Source organism: Paracidovorax sp. (assembly GCF_057642795.1).
In genome coordinates this window covers 144,872-163,932 of the sequence record NZ_JBXYZY010000003.1, presented here as the reverse complement: position 1 = coordinate 163,932, position 19,061 = coordinate 144,872, and the positions used below count along the sequence as shown (strand labels likewise).

Genomic DNA, 19,061 nt, shown 5'->3' with positions numbered 1-19,061 from the left:
AAACCCCACCAGCGCCCGCAGCAAGGGCACTGCAAGCTATCAAGAAGATAGCAAGATTCGAGAGAGTGGCTCCACGATGGAAAGTACGCGTCTGACGTACTGCGATGCAAAGCCCCAGAAAGAAGAAAGCCGCACCCTGTCACGGGGTGCGGCTTTTCTTTTGGCTGCCTTGCTCGGGTGGCGCTGCCTCGTGAAGGCAACGCCCGCCCGATGGCTCAGTCGTCCAGCAGGGACAGGTCGCGCACGGCGCCCTTGTCGGCCGACATCACCAGCTTGGCATAGGCCTTGAGCGCGGCCGACACCTTGCGCGGGCGCGGCTTCGCAGGCTTCCAGCCCTTGGCGTCCTGCTCCGCGCGGCGGCGGGCCAGTTCTTCGTCGCTCAGCAGCACGTTGATCGTGCGGTTGGGAATGTCGATGCGGATGCGGTCGCCGTTCTGCACCAGGCCGATGGCCCCGCCCGCAGCGGCTTCGGGCGAGCAGTGGCCGATCGACAGGCCCGAGGTGCCGCCCGAGAAGCGCCCGTCGGTCAGCAGCGCGCAGGCCTTGCCCAGGCCCTTGGACTTGATATAGCTGGTCGGGTAGAGCATTTCCTGCATGCCCGGGCCGCCCTTGGGACCTTCGTAGCGCACGATGACGATGTCGCCGGCCTTGACCTTGTCGGCCAGGATGTTCTCCACCGCCTCATCCTGCGATTCGGTCACGTGGGCCGTGCCCTCGAACACGTGGATGGATTCGTCCACGCCCGCCGTCTTGACCACGCAACCGTCCAGCGCGATGTTGCCGCGCAGCACGGCGAGGCCACCTTCTTTGGAAAAAGCATGCTCGACGGAGCGGATGCAGCCCTCGGCGCGGTCCAGGTCCAGGCTGGGCCAGCGCGTGTTCTGACTGAACGCCACCTGGGTGGGAATGCCGGCCGGGCCCGCCATGTAGAAGTGGCGCACGGCCTCGTCCTGCGTGCGGGTGATGTCCCACTGCGCCAGCGCGTCGCCCAGCGTGGGGGCATGCACGGTGGGCGCATCGGTGTGCAGGCGGCCGGCACGGTCCAGCTCACCGAGGATGGCCATGATGCCGCCGGCGCGGTGCACGTCCTCGATGTGGTACTTGTTGGTATTGGGCGCGACCTTGCACAGCTGTGGCACCACGCGCGAAAGGCGGTCGATGTCGGCCATGGTGAAGTCGATCTCCGCCTCGCGGGCGATGGCCAGCAGGTGCAGGATGGTGTTGGTGGAGCCACCCATGGCGATGTCCAGCGTCATCGCGTTCTCGAAGGCCTGGAAGCCCACCGAGCGCGGCAGCACGCGCTCGTTGTCTTGCTCGTAGTACTCGCGGGCCAGCTCGACGATGCGGCGGCCGGCGCGCTTGAAGAGCTGTTCGCGGTCGGCGTGCGTGGCCACCACGGTGCCGTTGCCGGGCAGCGACAGGCCCAGGGCCTCGGTCAGGCAGTTCATGGAGTTGGCCGTGAACATGCCCGAGCAGGAGCCGCAGGTGGGGCAGGCGGAGCGTTCCACCTCTGCCACGTCGGCGTCGGAATAGTTCTGGTCGGCGGCAATCACCATGGCGTCCACTAGGTCGAGCTTCTTGAACTCGATGGTCTTGGTGATGGGGTTGGCCAGGCGCGTCTTGCCGGCTTCCATGGGGCCGCCAGAGACAAACACCACGGGGATGTTCAGGCGCATGGCGGCCATCAGCATGCCGGGCGTGATCTTGTCGCAGTTGGAGATGCAGACCATCGCGTCGGCGCAGTGCGCGTTCACCATGTACTCGACCGAGTCCGCGATGATGTCGCGGCTGGGCAGCGAATACAGCATGCCGTCGTGGCCCATGGCGATGCCGTCATCGACGGCGATGGTGTTGAATTCCTTGGCCACGCCGCCGGCGGCCTCGATCTCGCGGGCGACCAATTGGCCCAGGTCCTTCAAGTGGACGTGGCCGGGCACGAACTGGGTAAACGAGTTGACCACCGCGATGATCGGCTTGCTGAAGTCTTCGTCCTTCATGCCGGTGGCGCGCCAGAGGGAGCGGGCGCCGGCCATGTTGCGGCCGGCGGTGGAAGTTTTGGAACGGTATGCGGGCATCGTGGTGGGCTCGGAAGAGAGAAACGAGAAACGCGGGATGTGTGATGGAAAAGGGCCGCGAATGGCGGCCGCGCACGCCCATGCGAACAACCTCTTGAGCCGCGCCCTGGGCAGACGGGAAAGTGCCTGGGATTATCTACGAGGCCTACTGCGGGCCGGGCGCCGGCGCGGCCATCCCCACGGCGGGGGCAATGGCGTTCTCCAGCCGGTCAGCGCGGCTTGCGAGGGCGCACCCCCAGCGCATCCTTCTGGCGCTCCAGGCGCTTTTGCTTGCGCTCATCCATGGACTGCATGGCTTTGCGGGCCGTGCGGCCGGAATAATCGGACCAGCCCCACCAGCCCACGGCCACGGCGAAGGGCGACAGCACCCACCACCAAGGCCAGTTGGCGACGAAGCCGACCTCCAGGCTCTTGAGCAGCACCAGCAACAGACCCACACCCAACGCGTACATGGCGGATTCCCCCAGGCGGTGCGACCGGCCGGCTGGAGAACCCCTGCCAGAGCGCCGTCAACCGCAAGCCCTACAATTTCATTGAACCCAATATAACCCCAAGGACACACGATGAAGCGCTCCATGATGACTTTGGCCATTGCCCTGTTGGCCAGCGTGCCCGCGCTGGCCGACCAGGCGCTCGCCACGTCCAAGAACTGCATGGCCTGCCATGCCGTGGACAAGAAGCTGGTCGGCCCCGCCTTCAAGGACGTGGCTGCCAAGTACGCGGGCCAGGCCGGCGCGGCCGACAAGCTGGCCACCAAGATCATCAAGGGCGGCTCGGGGGTGTGGGGGCCGGTGCCGATGCCGGCCAACGCTCAGGTCAACGAAGCAGAAGCCAAGAAGCTGGCCGCCTGGGTGCTGAGCCTGAAGTAAGGGCCTTGCCTTGACGCCACGAACCTTCGCGGCGCACGAAAAAGCCGCGGGATGCTGCAAGGCACCCGGCGGCTTTTTTGCGTCATGGCCCGCAGCTGGACCGGCGCTTACGCTTGTGCGGTCAGATCCGTAGTTCGGGGTCGGCGCGCAGCGTCGGGTCGGCATAGGCCGGCACTCCCGGCGTGCCCACGCCGCGCTGACGCAGCTGGTCTTCCAGCTGGCCGACATAGGCGGCAGTCGTGTTGTCGGATTCCTGGGCGCGGGCAGCGAGGCGCGACTCCAGCGTATCGATGCGCGAGATCAACGCGTCGTGCCCGTGGCGGTGCTGGCCTTCCAAGAAGGCGCGCAGCTCGGTGAATCGCGAAGCCTCGGCCTTGTCGGCCAGTTCGCGCTGCGCAGCCATTTCCTTGGCGTGTCGGCGCGTTTCCAGCAGCACCGAGCCCTGCAGAGACAGCACGTAGGCAATGAAGAACACGCCCAGCAGGATGGTCAGCGCCAGCATGATCACGCCCAGCGGCGCCTGGATCGAGGTGATGCCCAGCGAGATCAGCGTCGGCGTGGCCAGCGCGGGCCAGTTGAGCGCTGCCAGCGCGGCGATGGCGGCCACGATGACGGCGAGGATGATGGTTCGGAAATTCATGGTTGTCGGACTTTCATGCTTTTGATGCCAAAAACTGCGCCATCTGTCGCCAAAAGGCTTCACAGCGGCTGATGGATGGGAGTTGTACTCCAGCCACGAGCCAATCCACGGATCGGCGAGACCGTTCCCGATGCCGTCCTACAGGGGCGAAAGGTTCCGAAATGCCAGCAGCCGCCCGAAGGCGGCTGCTGGGGAACGCAGAGCTCAGCGCCTGCGGCGCTGCCGGATCAATTGGCTTCGGCCAATTGATCCAGGATGGCAGGATTTTCCAGGGTGCTGGTGTCCTGGGTGATGGCTTCGCCCTTGGCGATAGAGCGCAGCAGACGGCGCATGATCTTGCCGCTGCGGGTCTTGGGCAGGTTGTCGCCGAAGCGGATGTCCTTGGGCTTGGCGATGGGGCCGATCTCCTTGGCCACCCAGTCGCGCAGTTCCTTGGCGATGGCCTTGGCCTCGTCGCCGGTGGGACGCGGGCGCTTGAGGACCACGAAGGCGCAGATGGCCTCGCCGGTCAGGTCGTCGGGGCGGCCCACCACGGCGGCTTCGGCCACCAGGTCGGTCTTGGCGACCAGGGCGGATTCGATCTCCATCGTGCCCATGCGGTGGCCCGAGACGTTGAGCACGTCGTCGATGCGGCCGGTGATGCGGAAGTAGCCGCGGTCGGCCGAGCGCACCGCGCCGTCGCCGGCGAGGTAATAGCCCTTGAGCTCTTCGGGGAAGTAGCTCTTCTTGAAGCGCTCCGGATCGTTCCAGATGGTGCGGATCATGCTGGGCCAGGGTCGCTTGACGACCAGGATGCCGCCCGTGCCGTTGGGCATGTCGTTACCGGCCTCATCGACGATGGCGGCGGTGATGCCCGGCAGCGGCAGCGTGCAGGAGCCCGGCACCAGCGGCGTGGCGCCCGGCAGCGGCGTGATGACGTGGCCGCCGGTCTCGGTCTGCCAGAAGGTATCGACGATGGGGCAGCGCTCGCCGCCCACGTTCTTGTGGTACCACATCCAGGCTTCGGGGTTGATGGGCTCGCCCACGCTGCCCAGGATGCGCAGGCTCGAAAGATCCGAGCTGCTCGGGTGCACGGCCTTATCGGCTTCGGCCGCCTTGATGAGCGAGCGGATGGCCGTAGGCGCCGTGTAGAAGATCGAGACCTTGTGGCGCTCGATCATCTGCCAGAAGCGGCCGGCGTTCGGATAGGTGGGCACGCCCTCGAAAACGACCTGCGTCGCGCCCGCAGCGAGCGGACCGTAGGCCACGTACGTGTGGCCGGTGATCCAGCCGATGTCGGCCGTGCACCAGAAGACGTCTTCGGGCTTGAGGTCGAAGGTCCAGTCCATGGTGAGCTTGGCCCACAGCAGGTAGCCTCCCGTGGAGTGCTGCACGCCCTTGGGCTTGCCGGTGGAGCCACTGGTGTAGAGGATGAAGAGGGGATGCTCGGCGCCCACGGGCACCGGCGCGCAGTCGGCGCTCTGGCCGGCCAGCGCTTCATCGAAGGTCTTGTCGCGGCCCGCCACCATGTTGCAGGGCGTGGCGGTGCGCTGGAAGACGAGGATGCTGCGGATCGATTCGCAGCCGCCCATGGCGATGCCTTCATCGACGATGGCCTTGAGCGGCAGTTCCTTGCCGCCGCGCATCTGGTAGTTGGCGGTGACGACGGCTACCGCGCCCGCGTCGATGATGCGTTCCTGCAGCGCCTTGGCCGAAAAGCCGCCGAAGACCACGCTGTGCGTGGCGCCGATGCGCGCGCAGGCCTGCATGGCGACCACGCCCTCGATGGTCATGGGCATGTAGATCAGAACCCGGTCGCCCTTCTTCACGCCCTCGGCCTTGAGCGCGTTGGCGAAGCGGCCCACGCGCTCCAGCAGTTCCTTGTACGTCACCTTCGTCACGGCGCCGTCGTCGGCTTCGAAGATGATCGCGGTCTTGTTCTCGACCGGCGTGCCGATGTGGCGGTCCAGGCAGTTGGCGCTGGCGTTCAGCTCGCCGTCGGCGAACCATTCGAAGAACGGGGCCTTGGATTCGTCCAGCGTGCGGGTGAAAGGCTTGGTCCACTGCACGTTGTCGCGCGCCAGGCGGCCCCAGAAGCCTTCGAAGTCGCGCTCGGCCTCGGCGCAGAGGGCCTCGTACCCGGCCATGCCGGAGATGCGCGCCGAGCCGGCCAGCGCTGCGGGGGGGGGAAAGACGCGGTTTTCGACCAGTACGGATTCGATCGCGGACGTAGGCGCATTCATGGTTTTGTCTCCTGGGATTCGATCAATGGGAATCTTCTGGCCCGTACTGTCGATTGCGGCACTTACAGGCCACTGACGCAACGTCCACGAGCTTACCCACAAATCAAGGGCCCTCTGCAACGCGCCAGACCAGCGCGGTGACGAGCCGCGCGGCCCCAGCGCCGCTTTGCCCCCGGGCGCTGCCCGCGTCATGGCCAGCCCCTAGAATCCGGCGACTTTTCGCCCCGCGGCTTTCATTTTTTTCCATCGCATCTCTTCATCCCTATGGCCCAACTTCCTCCCGTCGAGCGCTCCAATGCGCCCCTGCGCCCCCTGCCGGCGCTGATCTTCGCCAGCCGCTGGCTGCAGTTGCCGCTCTACCTGGGGCTGATCGCCGCGCAGGGCGTCTATGTCTGGCATTTCCTGGTCGAACTGTGGCACCTGGTCGAGGCTGCCTTCGGCCACAAGGAGGCGCTCCAGGCTCTGGTGACCAGCATCGGCTACAAGCCCGACGTGGAAGTCACCGCGTTGAACGAGACGGTGATCATGCTGGTGGTGCTGGCGCTGATCGACGTGGTGATGATCTCCAACCTGCTCATCATGGTGATCGTGGGCGGCTACGAGACGTTCGTGAGCCGCCTGGGCCTGGACCGGCACCCGGACCAGCCCGAATGGCTGGGCCACGTCAACGCGTCGGTGCTGAAAGTGAAGCTGGGGCTGTCGATCATCGGCATCAGCTCCATCCATCTGCTCAAGACTTTCATCAACGCGGCCAATTACGACGTGAAGGTGCTGATGTGGCAGACGATCATCCACGTCGTCTTCCTACTCTCCGCCATCGCGATCGCCTACACGGACCGGCTGCTCAACATCTCTCACGAGCGTCACTGAGACCCGTTTCCGGCGCGGAAGGGCCGCAGGGGGGTCGCGCGGGCTACGCGCCCCCTGGACTCCTTGGGGCCGCCAGCCCTCCTGCAGCCTGGACTCTAAGCTATTCATTCGATAGCAAAACAGCTTGCCTTCGGCGGGCTACGCCCGTGCCGCACGCGTCAATAGCACAGGTTACAAAAACCCGGCTTTTGACTCAAAAGAACTGAATTCCTATACTTTTTCGGTGTTTTACAACCTGCCAAGCAGGTAATCCGACCGTCGCGACAGGCGCCGGAAAGGATGATTGGCCGGGCACCCGCCCACCCGCCCGCTGCGCTTTCGCGGCCGGCACGGTGCAGATGCGGCGCCCGCCACCACGGCCGGCAACTCGGCCCTGATGCCTCATCGCGGACAGCGCAAGTCCTCTGACCAGACCTCTTGCCCGCTCCGCACACCCCAGGCCCTTGCGCACCGATTCCGCGTGCCATTCGGGCCGATGGACACCGCCCCGGCGCCGTGTCCGCCCTTGTTCCGCCGACCGGCCTGGCGCCGGCGCCCGCCATGCGCAGCAGCGTCTTCGGGCCGAATGCCAGCCGGCCGGGCTGCCGCATCAGGGTGCGCCTTCGTTTTCGTTCCGAGTCCTGCCCGGCTCCGCCGAGCCCCGCGCCCCCGTGCGCCGGGGCGTGTTCAACCCATTCCAACCAACGAGGGAGGACCACTACATGGCCAAGCAAATCATCATCGACAGCGTCTTCAAGGTGTTCGGCGATTCGCCGGAAGAAGCGCTCAAGCTGCTCGACCAGGGCAAGACCAAGCAGGAGATCCTGGCCGCCACCGGCAACTCCATCGGCGTCTTCGACGCCAGCTTCACCATCGAGGCCGGCGAGATTTTCGTCGTCATGGGCCTGTCGGGCTCGGGCAAATCGACCCTGGTGCGCATGCTCAACCGCCTGATCGAGCCCACGGCCGGCCGCATCGTGGTGGACGGCCAGGACATCAACGCCCTGAGCGACCGCCAGCTGCGCGCCCTGCGCCGCAAGGACATCAGCATGGTGTTCCAGTCCTTCGCGCTGATGCCACACATGACGGTGCTGGACAACACGGCCTTCGGCCTGGAGCTGGCCGGCGTGGACCGCGAAGAGCGCCGCCAGCAGGCCGCGCTGGCGCTGGAGCAGGTGGGCCTGGCCGGCTGGGCCGAGAGCTATCCCGACGAGCTCTCCGGCGGCATGCAGCAGCGCGTGGGCCTGGCCCGGGCGCTGGCCTCGGACCCGTCCATCCTGCTGATGGACGAGGCCTTCTCGGCGCTGGACCCGATCATCCGCACCGAGATGCAGAGCGAACTGCTGCGGCTGCAGGAGGTCAAGCGCCGCACCATCGTCTTCATCTCGCACGACCTGGACGAGGCCATGCGCATCGGTGACCGCATCGCCATCATGAAGGACGGCCACGTGGTGCAGGTGGGCACGCCCGACGACATCCTGCGCAACCCGGCCAACGACTACGTGCGCAACTTCGTGCGCGGCGTGGACGCCGCTGCCGTGTTCAAGGCCGGCGACATCGCCCGCAAGCGGCTGACCGTGGTGCGCGAGCACGCCGACCGCGGCTGCCGCCCCGCGCTGCAGCTCATCGAAGGGCACGACGACAACTTCGCCTATGTGGTCACGCCATCGCAGCGCTACCTGGGCACCGTCTCGGCCGATTCGCTGCGCGCCGCGTTGCACGGCCACTCGGGCCCGCTGGGGCTGCAGCACGCCTTCATCCCCGAAGTGACCACCATCCCCGCCGACGCGCCGGTGGCCGACCTCTTCGGTCAGGTGGCCCAGGCGCCCTGCGCGCTGCCGGTGGTGGAGCCCAACGGCCGCTTCCGCGGCGTGGTCAGCAAGACCACGCTGCTGCGCTTTCTGGACCGCGACACGCCGCCCGTGCCGCCCAGCCCGCCGCAGGCTGATGACGCCGCCGCCCTCGCCACCACGACCTCTGCCGCCACCGCCACGACCGAAAGGAGCCCCGCATGAAGCACCACGACACCAGCCTGCTGCACACACCGGTCACCCTGATCGCTCAGGCCGACACGGCCACGCCCGACCTGGCGAGCGCCACCCAGGCGACCCAGGCTGCCGCCACCGCCGCCACCGCCGCCAGCACGCCGGCGGCCGACCCCATGGCAGACCCCTGGGCCTCGGCCACCGATGCCAGCGACGCGAGCAGCTGGCTCTCGCTGCCGCACGACGCCGCTGCAGGCGCTGACCCGTCGGCCGCTGCCGGTGGCCTGCACCTGAGCCAGCTCTGGGATGGCACCCTGCCGGTCGAAGCCTGGATCAACCACGGCCTGGGCTGGGCCGTGGAGCACCTGCGCCCCTTCTTCCAGACCGTGCGCGCGCCCATCGACGGCACGCTGCGCTGGGTCGAGGGCCTGCTCACCAGCCTGCCCACCCTGGCCATGATCGCCCTGGTCGGCCTGCTGGCCTGGCAATTCGCCGGCCGCATGCTGGCGCTGGGCGCCGTGGTGTCCCTGTTGGTCGTCGCCATGCTGGGCATCTGGCCCGAGGCCATGGTCACGCTGTCGCTGGTGCTCACTTCCTTGGCCTTCTGCGTACTGATCGGCCTGCCGCTCGGCATCCTGCTGGCCAGCAGCGACCGGGCGCAGCGCATCATGCGCCCCCTGCTGGACGCCATGCAGACCACGCCGGCCTTTGTCTATCTGGTGCCGGTAGTGATGCTGTTCGGCATCGGCAACGTGCCGGGCGTGGTTGTCACCATCGTCTTTGCGCTGCCGCCGCTGGTGCGCCTGACCAACCTGGGCCTGCGCCAGGTGCGGCCCGATCTGATCGAGGCCTCGCGCGCCTACGGCGCTTCGCCCGCGCAGATGCTTTTCAAGGTACAGCTGCCGCTGGCCATGCCGTCCATCATGGCCGGCATCAACCAGGCGCTGATGCTGTCGCTGTCGATGGTGGTGATCGCCTCGATGATCGCCGTAGGCGGCCTGGGCCAGATGGTGCTGCGCGGCATCGGCCGGCTGGACATGGGCCTGGCCACCGTGGGCGGCTTGGGGATCGTGCTGCTGGCCATCACGCTGGACCGCCTGACCCAGTCGCTGGGCAAGCCCAGCCGCGGCGCCCGCCGCTGGTGGCAGACCGGCCCCGCGGGCCTGGTGACGCGCCTCTTGCCCGCACGGCGGGGCCGCGCCGCCCAGCCCGCCCCGGCGGCAGCTGCGGCCGAGATGCCCAGCTCGCTGGCCAGCGCTACGCGCTGATCAGCCCAGACCCACCCGCCCCATTTCCGCGACAAGGAGTCCCGATTTGACGAACCGCACCGTGACCACGACATCCACCCACTCGCTCCACCCGACCCGCCGCACGGCCCGCATCCTGCTGGCCGGCGCCGTGCTGGCGCTGAGCTTCGGCCTGGGCGCCACCGCCGCACGCGCCCAGGCGCCGACCGCAGGCGAGGCGCTGCCCGGCAGGGGCATCAGCGTGCAGCCCCTGCAAAGCTCGCTGGCCGAAGAGACCTTCCAGACCGTGCTGGTCGGCCGGGCGCTGGAGCGCCTGGGCTACGACGTCCAGCCGATCAAGGAGATCGAATACGCCACCGCGCATGTCGCCATCGCCAACGGCGACGCGACCTTCATGGCGGACCACTGGGACCCGCTGCATGCCGAGTTCTACAAGAACGCCGGCGGCGACGCCAAGCTGTTCCGCAAGGGGGTCTATTCCAGCAACGCCGTGCAGGGCTACTTGATCGACCGCAAGACGGCCGAGGCCCATCACATCACCCGCATCGACCAGCTCAAGGACCCGAAGATCGCGGCCCTGTTCGACACCAACGGCGACGGCCGGGCCGACATGACCGGCTGCAACCCCGGTTGGGGCTGCGAAGGCGTGATCGAGCACCAGCTCACCGCCTACGGGCTGCGGAACACCGTCACCCACGTGCAGGGCAGCTATGCCGCGCTGATGGCCGACACCATCGCCCGCTTCAAGCAGGGCCAGCCCATCCTCTACTACACCTGGACGCCCTATTGGGTCAGCAGCGTGCTGCGCCCGGGCAAGGACGTGGTGTGGCTGCAAGTGCCGTTCTCGGCGCTGCCGGGCCAGCAGGCGGGCACCGACACGCAGCTGCCCAACGGCAAGAACTACGGCTTCATCCCCAACCACCAGCGCATTGTGGCGAACAAGCGGTTCACCGACGCCAACCCGGCCGCGGCGCGCCTGTTCGAGGTGATGCAGTTGCCGGTGGCGGACATCAACGCGCAGAACCTGGCCATGCGCGAAGGCCAGAACAGCATGGCCGACGTGCAGCGCCATGCCGACGGCTGGATTCGCGCCCACCAGAGCACTTTCGACGGCTGGATCGCGCGGGCCCTGGCAGCCGCGGGGCAGAAGTAGCCGCACCGGTCGCCTGCCGGGGCGCGCCCATCGGCAGCCCGGTAGCCCGAATGGCCCGCAGCGCCCTTTCCATGGTCGCACGACGCTATCATCTTGATAGCCGATCGAGCGGCTGACGCTGCGGCGCCGCTTCCGATTTTTCTCCCGGATTGGCCATCACACTGGCACGCAATCCCTCCAGGAGAACGCCGTGCCCCCATCGAGACACACCGCTGCCAAGGCCCTTGCGGCCACGAACTCCGGCCCCGTGGCCGCGCTCATTTCCGGGCCGCTGCGCCATTGAAGCCGCGCCGCCCGCGCCCACCGAAGCCACGAAGACTACGGCAGCCCCACCCATGTCCACCTTCCGCATCACCCTGCTCACCCTCTGGCTCAGCTTGACGCTCATCGCACTGGCCACCGCCAGCGCCATGGCCCAGCCCCTGTCCGGCCTCGGCGCAGCGCCGGATGCGGCGATGGCCGCTGCGTCCGGCGTCCCGCTACGATAGGCGCGCCCCCTCCAATGCAGGCTGGCCCGGTCGCCCGCCGCCTTGAGCCTGCCGACACGCCGCCCGCATGAACCGACAACTGACCCTGCAAAGCAAGGCCTTCCTCGCGCTGTCCACGCTGATGCTGGTCATGCTGCTGATGTTCGTCGGCCTCTCGCGCCTGGGCCTGCAGCGCGGCATGGGCCCCTATGTGGCCGAAATCGAGCTGGGCCGCCTGGATTGGTTCGCCAACAGGCTGCAGAACGTCTATGCGCAGCACGGCGGCTGGAAGACCCTGCAATCCCAGCCCGGCCTGTGGCACGAACTGCGGCGCCCGGAAGCGCAGGGCAACACCGCCTCGGCCTCGCCAGGTTCATCCGCCCCCTATGCACACGCCTACAACCGCCCGCTGCCGGGCGACTGGGGCGGCGAGTTCCACCCGAGCGGCAAGGACGGCACGCACAAGCCCCCCTATGGACCGCTTCCGCCCCCCTGGATGGAGCACGGCGGGCACACGGGGCTGCGCCCCTTCTCCGACGGCCTCTCGCAGCGCCTGGGGCTTCTGGACAACGACCTGCGGCTCATCGCCGGCAGCCCGCCGCAGCCCGGCTATGCGCGCACCGTGCTGCGCAACCCCACGGGCCAGCCCATCGGCCAGCTGGTTCTTTCGCCGCCGCTGGTGCTGGAACGCGAGGCGGACCACGCCTTCGTGGGGCAGCAGCTGGTCTTCGTGGTCTGGACCGGCGCCGTGGGGCTGGCCATCGCGATGGTGCTGTCTTGGTGGCTCGCGCGGCGCTGGCTCGCGCCGGTGGGGGCGTTGGTGGCCGGAGCGCGCAGCATCGCCGCAGGGCAGCTGGAAACCCGCGTGCCGCCCCAGGGTGGCCAGGAGCTCAGCCTGCTGGTGGACACCTTCAACCACATGGCCGAGAGGCTGGCGAGTGTCGAGGCGTCGCGCCGCCAGTGGATCGGCGACATGGCCCACGAACTGCGCACGCCGCTGGCCGCCATGCGCGCCGAGATCGAGGCACTGCAGGACGGGGTGCGCCCGTTCGACGGCACCACCGCAGGCCGGCTGCACCGCCAGGTCATGCGCCTGACCCAGCTGGTGGGCGACCTGCGCGCCAGCCTGGATGCGGGCGAGAGCGGTGGGCAACCCGCCCTGCTGGAGCCGGTGCAGCCCCTGCCCGTGCTGGCCGAGGCCATGGCCTCCATGCTGCCGCGCTTCGAGCAAGCCCGCGTGGCGCTGGCGCCGCTTGCCAGCCGGGTGCCCGGCGGCAACCCGCCCCTGGTGCGCGGCGACGCCCAGCAACTGCACCGCGTCTTCCTCAACCTCCTGGAAAACAGCCTGCGCTACACCGACGCCGGTGGCCGCCTGGAGATCAGCGCGGCCATCGAGCGCGGCCCGGCCGGCGCCGAACCCGTGCTGGCCCTGCGCTTCGACGACACCGCCCCCGGCGTGTGCCCGACCGACCTGCCGCGCATCTTCGAGCGGCTCTACCGCGCCGAAGCCTCGCGCGCCCGCACCCAGGGAGACCCCGGCGGATCGGGCCTGGGCCTGGCCATCTGCCGCGCCATCGTGCAGGCCCACGGCGGCCACATCGGCGCAGAAGCCTCGCCCCTGGGCGGCCTGCGCATCCATCTCACCCTGCCTCTGCTGGAGACACCCACCGCATGACGACGAGCCCTACCCGCATCCTGGTGGTCGAAGACGACCAAGACATCGCCGACATCCTGCTCGACTACCTGCGCCACGCCGGCTACGAGGCCGAGCACGTGGCCGACGGCACCGAGGCCCTCACCCGCCTGACCACCGGCCGCACGCCCGACCTGACGCTGCTGGACGTGATGCTGCCCGGCACCGACGGACTGAACGTGCTGCGCGAGACCCGCCGCTTCACCCAGGCCCCCGTCATCCTGCTGACGGCCCGGGTGGAAGAAGTGGACCGCCTGATCGGCTTGGAACTGGGCGCAGACGACTACATCTGCAAGCCCTTCTCCCCCGCGAGGTCATGGCCCGCATCAAGACGGTGCTGCGCCGCACGGCCCAGCAGCCGCCCGAGGCCGCCCACAACCACGCCCTGGTGCTCGACGAGGCCCAGTGGCAAGCGCACCTGCGCGGCGTTCCGGTGCCGCTCACGCTGCGCGAATTCCGCCTGCTGCAGGCGCTGATGCGGCAGAGCGGGCGCATCTTCTCGCGCGCGCAGCTGCTGGACCTGGCCTACGACGACACGCTGGACGTGAACGAGCGCGCCGTGGACAGCCACATCAAGAACCTGCGCCGCAAGCTCAAGACCGCCGACGGGCGCGACCACGACTGGATCCGCTCGGTCTATGGCGTGGGCTTCGCGTTCGAGCCGCCGCCGGACACGCCCGATGCCAGCCCGGAGCCGGCCCCTGCCGCACCGGCCTCGATGCCGGCCCCGGTCGCCCCGCGCCCCTGAGCTGGCGAGCTGGCGGAGCGCACCACGCAGTGCCGCCGCCTTCCCACCATCGCTGCGGGCAGGTTCCTACAGCCCCGCGCGCATGGCCGCGTTGTGATCGAGCACAGCCCTTTCGCTGCCTCGCACACCGCCCCGCATGCCCGCTGCCGCCGCCCCTGCTACCGTCCCCACGCCCCGCCCCGGCAGCCGCCTGCCCGGCGGGCTGATCTACGTCACCGCCGGCATGCCGGGCCTGCAGCGCCTCAAGCGCGGCAAATCCTTCGCCTACCGCAGGCCCGACGGCAGCTGGGAGCGCAGCGAGGACGAGATCGACCGCATCCGCAAGCTGGCCATTCCGCCCGCCTACACCGACGTGTGGATCTGCCCCCGCCCCAACGGCCATCTGCAGGCCACGGGCCTGGACGCGCGGGGTCGCCGCCAGTACCGCTACCACGCCGAATGGCGGCGGCTGCGCGACGAGCACAAGTTCGAGCGCATGCGCGCCTTCGGCCAGGCCCTGCCCCGCATCCGCGCCCGCGTCGCGCGCGACCTCCAGCCCCGGCGCGGCGCGCCGGCGCTCTCGCGCACCGTGGTGCTCGCCACCATCGTGCGGCTGCTGGACACGACCTTTATGCGCGTGGGCAACGAGGAATACGCCACCACCAACCAGTCCTACGGCCTCACGACCCTGCGCCGCCGCCATGCGGGCGTGCGCGGCGGCCAGATCACCCTGCGTTTTCGCGGCAAGAGCGGCGTGGAGCAGCACGCCACGCTGGACGATCCGCGCGTGGCCCGCGTCGTGCGCCGCTGCCAGCAGCTGCCCGGGCAGGAGCTGTTCCAGTACGAAGACGAAGACGGCACGCGCCGCACCGTGGGCTCCGGCGACGTGAACGACTACCTGCGCGAGATCACCGAGGGTGCCCGCCACGGGCCCGTGGCGGGCGATGGCGATGCCGAACTGCATTTCACGGCCAAGGACTTCCGCACCTGGCACGGCACGGCGCAGGCGCTGGAGCTGACGCGCCTGGCCTGCAGCGGCGCGGGCGACAACGAGGCAGAGCCCGCAAAGTACAGCGCCCAGTCCATCCTGGCCGAGGTCGCGCGCCAGCTGGGCAATACGCCCGCGGTGTGCAAGAAGTCCTATATCCACCCGGCCGTGCTGGAGCTGGGCTCGCATCTGGCTTCGGACAGCGGGCCGGGCATGCAGCGGGTGTGGGCGCGACTGGGCGCCAGCGCGGCGCCGCGGGGCCTGAGCGCCGCCGAGCGGCGGCTGCTCGCCTTTCTGCGCAAGCCGCCCCGCCTGCCTGCACCCCTCAAGCGCTGAGGGCTCCGGGGCCTAGCCTGCGCCTCAGCGCCCGACCATGTGGCCGGGCACCACCCAGGCGTCGAACTGCTCGGCGCTGACGTGGCCCGAAGCGATCGCTGCCTCACGCAGCGACGTGCCTTCCTTGTGCGCCTTCTTGGCGATGAAGGCAGCCTTGTCGTAGCCGATATGGGTGTTGAGCGCGGTCACCAGCATCAGCGAGCGGCCCACCAGCTCGGCGATGCGCTCGCGGTTGGGTTCGATACCCACGGCGCAGTGGTCGTTGAAACTGACCATGCCATCGGCCAGCAGGCGCACGCTCTGCAGGAAGTTGTGCGCCACCATCGGGCGGAACACGTTCAGCTCGAAATTGCCCGAGGCGCCGCCGAAGTTGATGGCCACGTCGTTGCCAAAGACCTGCGCGGCGAGCATGGTCACCGCCTCGCTCTGCGTGGGGTTCACCTTGCCCGGCATGATGGAGGAGCCCGGCTCGTTCTCCGGAATGGAGATCTCGCCGATGCCGCTGCGCGGGCCGCTGGCCAGCCAGCGCACGTCGTTGGCGATCTTCATCATGCTGGCGGCAAGCGTCTTGAGTGCGCCATGGGCATGCACCAGCGCATCGACCGAAGCCAGCGCCTCGAACTTGCTGGGCGCGGTGACGAAGGGCAGCCCCGTCAGCTCGGCCAGCTCGCGCGCCACGCCTTCGGCATAGCCCTTGGGCGCGTTCAGGCCCGTGCCCACGGCCGTGCCGCCCAGCGCCAGCTCATAGAGGTGCGGCAGCGCGTCGCGCACGTGCCGCTCGCCGTGCGCGAGCTGCGCCACCCAGCCCGAAATCTCCTGGCCCAGCGTGAGCGGGGTGGCGTCCTGCAAATGGGTGCGGCCGATCTTGACGATGTCGTCGAACGCATCCGCCTTGGCCTGCAGCGTGGTGCGCAGCTTGGCGATGGCAGGCAGGAGGCGGTGCGTGAGCGCGTCCACGGCCGCCACATGCATGGCGGTAGGAAATACGTCGTTACTGGACTGGCTGCGGTTCACATCGTCGTTCGGGTGGACCAGTCGCCCCTCGCCGCGCTGGCCGCCCAGGATCTCGCTGGCGCGGTTGGCCAGCACCTCGTTGACGTTCATGTTGGTCTGGGTGCCCGAGCCGGTCTGCCACACCACCAGCGGGAACTCGGTCGGGTGGTGGCCGGCAATCACCTCGTCGGCGGCGGCCACGATGGCTTCGGTCTTCTTCGCGTCCTGCAGGCCCAGGGCCTGGTTGACCCGCGCAGAGGCCCGCTTGACCTGCGCCAGCGCCTTGATGATCTCGCGCGGCTGCTGCTCGCCCGAGATGTCGAAGTTCTGCAGCGACCGCTGGGTCTGTGCGCCCCACAGCTGGTGGGCCGGCACGTCGATCGGGCCGAAAGTGTCGCGCTCAGTGCGGGTGCTCATGGCTGAAACTCCTGGAGAAGAACGAAAGGCGCCCCCCCGTAACGCGGCCAGGCCGTACACGGTCGGAATGCAGCGGCCAGCTCACATGAGGGACGAGACCCCTCAGGATAGAACAACAAAAACAAGGGCCACGTTGAAGGGACATACCGCGTACAGCACCAGAGTAGTTGACGAATAGATACACTTGTTCAACTTACCCGCCCCGCCCCATCCATCCAATGGCCGATTTCCACACCCTCGCCAGTGCCGAGTTCATGCCCTCGCACCATGACTACTGGGTGGTGGCTGCGTCATTCGCCATTGCGGTGCTGTCGAGCTACGTCCCCCTGGATCTGGCCCGGCGCGTGCGTCGCTCGCGCCGGGCTGTCGGCAGCATCTGGTGGCTAGCCAGCTCCACGGTGATGGGCACCGGCATCTGGTCGATGCATTTCGTGGGCATGCAGGCCTTCGAGCTCCCCATCGCGCTGGGTTTCACCGGCGGGCTGACCTTCCTCTCCTGGCTCGCCGCGGTGTCCGCATCGGCTGTCGCCCTGGGTGTGGCGAGCCTGCCGCGCTTCGGCCTTGCGCAGATCCTGCTGGGCGCGGCGTTCATGGGCACCGGCATCAGCGGAATGCACTACCTGGGCATGCGCGCCATGCAGATGTCGCTGCCCATCGTCTGGGATCCGGTGTTGGTGGGGCTGTCCATCGCCGTCGCGGTGGCGGCTTCCGCCATCGGGCTGGCCATCTTCCGCTGGGTCATACCCATGGAGCAGGGCCGCCGCCGCATGCAGATCCAGATCCTGGCGGCCGTCGTCATCGGGTTGGCCATCTGCGGTATGCACTATCTGGGCATGGCGGCGGCGTCCTTTCCTGAAGGCGCGGTCTGCCTGAGCGCCAATCAGCTGAACGGCCCGGGGCTCACCACCATGGTCCTGCTCTCCACAGGCATGCTGCTCCTGGGCACCTTGTTCACCTCCGTGCTGGATGCCCGCCTGCAAAGCACCGCGCGGCGACTCAACGACTCACTGAAGGACAGCAATTCACGCCTCATGGCAGCCAACGCCCAACTGCAGAAGCAGGCTTTTACCGATGTGCTCACACGGCTGCCGAACCGGCTGCTCTTTGAGGAGCGCCTCGCGCAGGCCCTGGAGCAGCTGGGCACCTCAGATGGCGAAGGCGGCGTGCAGCGCCTGGCTGTGATGTTCGTGGACCTGGACGGCTTCAAGCCGATCAACGACTCCTTCGGCCACGCCGTGGGCGACTCACTGCTGCGTAATGCCGCCCGCCGGCTGCAGTTGCAGGTGCGGGCCAACGACACCCTGGCCCGCGTGGGGGGCGACGAGTTCCTGATCCTGCTGGTGAACCCCGCCAACATCGACGAATGCGCAGCCATCGCGCAGCGGATGCTGGAGGCTATCGGCAAGCCGTTTGATGCCGGCGGCAAGACCGTGCAGATTGCCTGCTCCATCGGCATCGTGGCGTATCCGGAGCACGGCCACCCCGACAAGCTGATAGCGCATGCCGATGCCGCCATGTACGCGGCCAAGCGTCTTGGGGGCAACCACTATGTCGTCTTCGCGCCCCACATGACCATCGACGCCGCCGCGCAAGTGGCGCTGCAGCAGGACTTGCGCCAGGCCATCCACAACAACGAACTGAGTCTGCACTACCAGCCCAAGATCGACGTCCAGCGCAACTGCATCACGGGCGTGGAAGCGTTGCTGCGCTGGAACCATCCGGACCACGGCAACGTGAGCCCGGCCGAGTTCATCCCCCTGGCGGAGCGCTTCGGCATCATCGGGCAATTGGGCAACTGGGTGATCGAAGAGGCCTGCCGGCAAATGGCTGAATGGAAGTGGGAGGGGCTGAATATCCGCGTGGCCATCAACCTCTCGGCCCATCAGATGCGCGTAAGCGGTCTGGCAGAGCGCATCCGCATCGCGCTCTTCACCCACGGCATACCCGCGTCGTTCCTGCTGTGCGAGATCACCGAGTCCGTCGCCATGGAAGACACGCACGCCACGCAGCGCACCATCGAAGAACTGCAGCGTATCGGGGTGTACCTGTCCATCGACGACTTTGGCACTGGCTATTCCAGCCTGAGCTACCTGCGCCGGCTGCCGGCACGCCAGCTCAAGATCGACCAGAGCTTCGTGCGCGACCTGGAGGAAGAAGACGATGCACGTGCCGTCGTCCATGCGGTCGTACGCCTGGCCCACGCACTGGGCCTCAAGGTGGTGGCAGAAGGCGTGGAAACGAAAGGCCAGCGCGACATCCTGCTGGCGATGCAGTGCGACGAACTGCAGGGCTATTTCTTTGCGCGGCCGATGCCGGCAGAAGCCCTGGGCGCCTGGGCCCGTGGCAACAAGCCCGAGGGCACTGCCGACTTCAGCCCGTCGACCCTCGGGACCATCTGAG

Annotated in this window: 14 protein-coding genes and 1 pseudogene; 10 read left to right on the top strand and 5 right to left on the bottom strand. The window is 68.2% G+C overall.

All coding sequences use genetic code 11. The features are described 5' to 3' along the window. Positions 1 to 215: 215 nt before the first annotated feature. Together ilvD and AC3A84_RS04570 are read right to left on the bottom strand one after the other, a co-directional pair. Positions 216 to 2,075: a dihydroxy-acid dehydratase gene (gene ilvD, locus AC3A84_RS04575; RefSeq protein WP_487968464.1), complete on the bottom strand. Its 1,860-nt coding sequence runs from the start codon at positions 2,073 to 2,075 to the stop codon at positions 216 to 218. A 209-nt stretch (positions 2,076 to 2,284) separates the two neighbouring features. Further along, the gene (locus AC3A84_RS04570; protein WP_487968463.1) at positions 2,285 to 2,527 is read right to left on the bottom strand and encodes a TIGR04438 family Trp-rich protein; all 243 of its coding nucleotides are present in this window, start codon (positions 2,525 to 2,527) and stop codon (positions 2,285 to 2,287) included. Positions 2,528 to 2,638: 111 nt separating this feature from the next. On the opposite strand from AC3A84_RS04570, the gene AC3A84_RS04565 reads away from it, so the two are divergent. Further along, on the top strand, positions 2,639 to 2,944 hold the full coding sequence (locus AC3A84_RS04565) for a c-type cytochrome (RefSeq protein WP_487968462.1): 306 nt from the start codon (positions 2,639 to 2,641) through the stop codon (positions 2,942 to 2,944). A 121-nt stretch (positions 2,945 to 3,065) separates the two neighbouring features. Here AC3A84_RS04565 and AC3A84_RS04560 read toward each other — a convergent pair whose 3' ends face one another. Together AC3A84_RS04560 and acs are read right to left on the bottom strand one after the other, a co-directional pair. Beyond that, positions 3,066 to 3,584 (bottom strand): LapA family protein, encoded by a 519-nt coding sequence (locus AC3A84_RS04560; protein ID WP_487968461.1) that lies wholly within the window; start codon positions 3,582 to 3,584, stop codon positions 3,066 to 3,068. A 227-nt stretch (positions 3,585 to 3,811) separates the two neighbouring features. After that, positions 3,812 to 5,806 (bottom strand): acetate--CoA ligase, encoded by a 1,995-nt coding sequence (gene acs, locus AC3A84_RS04555; RefSeq protein WP_487968460.1) that lies wholly within the window; start codon positions 5,804 to 5,806, stop codon positions 3,812 to 3,814. A 264-nt stretch (positions 5,807 to 6,070) separates the two neighbouring features. Here acs and AC3A84_RS04550 point away from each other — a divergent pair, with 264 nt between their 5' ends. The 8 genes and pseudogenes from AC3A84_RS04550 (at position 6,071) to AC3A84_RS04515 (ending at position 15,251) form a co-directional block, all read left to right on the top strand. Further along, complete coding sequence (locus tag AC3A84_RS04550) at positions 6,071 to 6,676, top strand: TIGR00645 family protein (protein ID WP_487968459.1); 606 nt, start codon at positions 6,071 to 6,073, stop codon at positions 6,674 to 6,676. A 701-nt stretch (positions 6,677 to 7,377) separates the two neighbouring features. After that, on the top strand, positions 7,378 to 8,670 hold the full coding sequence (gene proV / locus AC3A84_RS04545; protein WP_487968458.1) for a glycine betaine/L-proline ABC transporter ATP-binding protein ProV: 1,293 nt from the start codon (positions 7,378 to 7,380) through the stop codon (positions 8,668 to 8,670). After that, positions 8,667 to 9,908: a glycine betaine/L-proline ABC transporter permease ProW gene (gene proW, locus AC3A84_RS04540; protein WP_487968457.1), complete on the top strand. Its 1,242-nt coding sequence runs from the start codon at positions 8,667 to 8,669 to the stop codon at positions 9,906 to 9,908. Before proV ends, proW begins: the two co-directional genes overlap by 4 nt. A gap of 139 nt (positions 9,909 to 10,047) precedes the next feature. Beyond that, complete coding sequence (gene proX / locus AC3A84_RS04535) at positions 10,048 to 11,040, top strand: glycine betaine/L-proline ABC transporter substrate-binding protein ProX (RefSeq protein ID WP_487968507.1); 993 nt, start codon at positions 10,048 to 10,050, stop codon at positions 11,038 to 11,040. Positions 11,041 to 11,375: 335 nt separating this feature from the next. Beyond that, positions 11,376 to 11,528 carry a hypothetical protein gene (locus tag AC3A84_RS04530; RefSeq protein WP_487968456.1) on the top strand — a complete coding sequence of 51 codons (153 nt, stop codon included), beginning with the start codon at positions 11,376 to 11,378 and terminating at the stop codon, positions 11,526 to 11,528. A gap of 67 nt (positions 11,529 to 11,595) precedes the next feature. Further along, positions 11,596 to 13,182 (top strand): ATP-binding protein, encoded by a 1,587-nt coding sequence (locus tag AC3A84_RS04525; RefSeq protein ID WP_487968455.1) that lies wholly within the window; start codon positions 11,596 to 11,598, stop codon positions 13,180 to 13,182. Further along, positions 13,179 to 13,948: pseudogene (locus AC3A84_RS04520) on the top strand (response regulator). The gene AC3A84_RS04525 and the pseudogene AC3A84_RS04520 overlap by 4 nt, the downstream one beginning before the upstream one ends. 136 nt (positions 13,949 to 14,084) lie before the next feature. After that, the gene (locus AC3A84_RS04515; protein ID WP_487968454.1) at positions 14,085 to 15,251 is read left to right on the top strand and encodes a DNA topoisomerase IB; all 1,167 of its coding nucleotides are present in this window, start codon (positions 14,085 to 14,087) and stop codon (positions 15,249 to 15,251) included. Between the two features lie 24 nt (positions 15,252 to 15,275). Here AC3A84_RS04515 and fumC read toward each other — a convergent pair whose 3' ends face one another. After that, on the bottom strand, positions 15,276 to 16,661 hold the full coding sequence (gene fumC, locus AC3A84_RS04510; protein ID WP_487968453.1) for a class II fumarate hydratase: 1,386 nt from the start codon (positions 16,659 to 16,661) through the stop codon (positions 15,276 to 15,278). A gap of 218 nt (positions 16,662 to 16,879) precedes the next feature. Between fumC and AC3A84_RS04505 the strand changes: the two genes are divergently transcribed. Continuing rightward, positions 16,880 to 19,060: a putative bifunctional diguanylate cyclase/phosphodiesterase gene (locus AC3A84_RS04505; RefSeq protein ID WP_487968452.1), complete on the top strand. Its 2,181-nt coding sequence runs from the start codon at positions 16,880 to 16,882 to the stop codon at positions 19,058 to 19,060. Position 19,061: the final 1 nt, after the last annotated feature.

Bases quoted from the DNA above. Each gene is read 5' to 3' on its own strand.
- ilvD (WP_487968464.1), bottom strand. From the start codon at position 2,075: ATGCCCGCATACCGTTCCAAAACTTCCACCGCCGGCCGCAACATGGCC.
- AC3A84_RS04570 (WP_487968463.1), bottom strand. From the start codon at position 2,527: ATGTACGCGTTGGGTGTGGGTCTGTTGCTGGTGCTGCTCAAGAGCCTG.
- AC3A84_RS04565 (WP_487968462.1), top strand. From the start codon at position 2,639: ATGAAGCGCTCCATGATGACTTTGGCCATTGCCCTGTTGGCCAGCGTG.
- AC3A84_RS04560 (WP_487968461.1), bottom strand. From the start codon at position 3,584: ATGAATTTCCGAACCATCATCCTCGCCGTCATCGTGGCCGCCATCGCC.
- acs (WP_487968460.1), bottom strand. From the start codon at position 5,806: ATGAATGCGCCTACGTCCGCGATCGAATCCGTACTGGTCGAAAACCGC.
- AC3A84_RS04550 (WP_487968459.1), top strand. From the start codon at position 6,071: ATGGCCCAACTTCCTCCCGTCGAGCGCTCCAATGCGCCCCTGCGCCCC.
- proV (WP_487968458.1), top strand. From the start codon at position 7,378: ATGGCCAAGCAAATCATCATCGACAGCGTCTTCAAGGTGTTCGGCGAT.
- proW (WP_487968457.1), top strand. From the start codon at position 8,667: ATGAAGCACCACGACACCAGCCTGCTGCACACACCGGTCACCCTGATC.
- AC3A84_RS04530 (WP_487968456.1), top strand. From the start codon at position 11,376: ATGTCCACCTTCCGCATCACCCTGCTCACCCTCTGGCTCAGCTTGACG.
- AC3A84_RS04525 (WP_487968455.1), top strand. From the start codon at position 11,596: ATGAACCGACAACTGACCCTGCAAAGCAAGGCCTTCCTCGCGCTGTCC.
- AC3A84_RS04515 (WP_487968454.1), top strand. From the start codon at position 14,085: ATGCCCGCTGCCGCCGCCCCTGCTACCGTCCCCACGCCCCGCCCCGGC.
- fumC (WP_487968453.1), bottom strand. From the start codon at position 16,661: ATGAGCACCCGCACTGAGCGCGACACTTTCGGCCCGATCGACGTGCCG.
- AC3A84_RS04505 (WP_487968452.1), top strand. From the start codon at position 16,880: ATGGCCGATTTCCACACCCTCGCCAGTGCCGAGTTCATGCCCTCGCAC.